Annotated in this window: 2 protein-coding genes; both read left to right on the top strand. The window is 44.8% G+C overall.

Annotation, left to right across the window (positions count from 1 at the left end; translation table 11 throughout):
- The first annotated feature begins 85 nt into the window (after positions 1-85).
- Entirely contained in the window at positions 86-922 is an 837-nt protein-coding gene (locus tag ENN47_07385; protein ID HDP77990.1) for a hypothetical protein, read from the top strand.
- A gap of 43 nt (positions 923-965) precedes the next feature.
- On the top strand, positions 966-1695 hold a 730-nt coding region (locus tag ENN47_07380), incomplete at its 3' end, for an extracellular solute-binding protein (GenBank protein HDP77989.1).

The raw sequence follows: 1695 nt of genomic DNA, 5'->3' as shown, positions 1-1695 counted from the left end.
GGTATGGAGAGCTCATAAGTTGACGATAGCAAGAATCTCAGTTTCGCGAAAGCTAACGTTGCTGTATCAAGGAGGAAACAATAGAATGGAGCCCGAAAAGGATAACGTTCGAGAGAGACTGGAAATCTTGCTTGTTGCTGATGTTCATATGGGACCCAGTAATACAACAAGGCCAGGAGAAGAGACACCGGATCTGATGGAACGATTAGTCAAAGAGATTAACACAGCTATCAAACCGGATATTGTAGTTGAACTGGGAGATAGAGTGAACAATTCTAGTCATGAAGAAGATAGAAGGAATGCGCTGAAATTCTCAAGAATTATCAGCGGTTTGTCTATACCCCGCTATCTGCTACTAGGAAACCATGATCTTCACAATCTGACTAAGGAGGAAAACAAAGAGATATTTGGGACTGAGATTGGAAGAAGAATATCCTATGTGAACGGATTCAAGCTAATTTTTCTGGACACAGAAGAGCCCGTTATTGAAGGTGTGGGAGGCAACGTCTCTGAAGAGCAATTGAAGTGGCTGAGTGTTGAGCTGAATAACGAGGAGACGCCCAAGATAGTTTTCGGCCATCATCCTGTGGACAACCAGGTAATTTCCGAAAATCCTCATTTTCTGGAATTTCCTCATCTGGCATTTGTGAAGAATAGAGAAAGAGTTAGAGATGTAATGGAAAGCGGAAAGAACGTAATTGCTTATGTAAATGGTCACGTACACTGGTTCAGTTTTGAAATGGGAGACAGGATGCCATTCATATCTGTTCCGTCATTTACGGAGGCTTGGCCGGAAAAGAAGGGAGCTCCAGGAATGTTTGCACTCTTATCGGTTTCCGCGAACGGAAGCGTGGAGGTTACCGTTAGTAGCCTGAATCCCAGGAGGACCCTGGGGAAATTCTTGTGGGCAAAAAAACACTGATTTTTGTTAGGGATATACCTAACAAGAAAAGGAGGGGAAATGTATGCGAAGATTCTTAGTAACGGCGTTGGTCCTTTTGGCGGTATTCTCAGTGACTGTAATTGCTGCCGATCCGACTATTCTTAGATTCTATTTCCCGGTCGGAGTTGCCGGGCCGCTGGCAAGGTATATGGGTGAACTTGCTGACGAATTCAATAAAGCTCATCCTGAAATCATCGTCGAACCAATCTACTCCGGCGGTTATCCAGAGACCCTTCAAAGGTCTTTAACGGCATCAAAGGCAGGAAATCCGCCTGATGTGGCACTCTTGACTGCAGCAGACGTTTGGACGGCCGCAGACGAGAATATTATCCTTTCTTTGGAAGCCTTCATTGAAGCTGAAGGTGGGGATGCATTTCTAGATCCTTACTTTCAGGCTTTCCTGGAAGACTGCGACGTTGCAGGAGAGATGTTTGCGATTCCATTCCAGAAGAGCACTCCAATCTTTTACTACAACAAGGATATGTTCAGAGAAGCTGGTCTGGATCCAGATAAACCACCTTCAACATGGGTTGAACTAAAGGATTACGCATCAAAGCTGGTAAAAAAATCGGGTGATGAGACAGTAAGATGGGGAGTCGAGATACCCATAGACCAGTGGCTTCTCTCTGCGTTTATTATGCAGAACGGAGGAGTAGTAAACAACGAAGAGGGAAACGAGACTTATCTGAACAGTCCAGAAGCCGTTGAAGCGCTTGAATTCATGAGATCCTTGGTAGCAGAGGGTTTGACTC

The organism is Mesotoga infera, from assembly GCA_011045915.1.
GTDB classification, from domain to species: Bacteria; Thermotogota; Thermotogae; order Petrotogales; family Kosmotogaceae; genus Mesotoga; species Mesotoga infera_D.
The sequence above is the reverse complement of the archived record's forward strand: the minus strand, read 5'-3'. Positions and strand labels throughout refer to the sequence as shown.